General features: G+C 64.1%; 1 protein-coding gene. It reads left to right on the top strand.

The features are described 5' to 3' along the window. On the top strand, positions 1 to 410 hold a 410-nt coding region (locus ADJ24_RS12620), incomplete at both ends, for an Ig-like domain-containing protein (RefSeq protein ID WP_048702590.1).

The following is a 410-nucleotide window of genomic DNA, read 5'->3' as shown; positions in this document are numbered from 1 at the left end:
CAGTCCGATCTGACCGTATCCGGCACCACCACCGCCGAAGCGGGCCAGACGGTTACCGTATCGCTGAACGGCAAAGACTACACCACAACCGTCAGCGCAGACGGCAGCTGGACGCTGAACGTCCCGGCGGCCGATCTGGCAGGATTCACCGACGGCAGCGTGACCGTCACCGCATCGGTAAACGATAAAGCGGGTAACCCGGCGTCGGTGGATCACAATCTGGCGGTAGATATCACCGCGCCTGCGGTGACCATCAATACCGTGGCGGGCGACGATGTCATTAACATCGCAGAACACGGCCAGGCGCAGATCATCAGCGGCACCGCCACCGGCGCGGCAGCGGGCGATAAGGTGACCGTCACCATCGGCGGCCAGACCTACACCACCGTGCTGGACGCGGCGGGGAACTG

Origin of the sequence: Enterobacter sp. 940_PEND, from assembly GCF_001059415.1 — a bacterium.
In the GTDB taxonomy this organism is placed as follows: domain Bacteria; phylum Pseudomonadota; class Gammaproteobacteria; order Enterobacterales; family Enterobacteriaceae; genus Enterobacter; species Enterobacter cloacae_M.
This window is presented reverse-complemented; position numbering and strand designations above follow the sequence as displayed.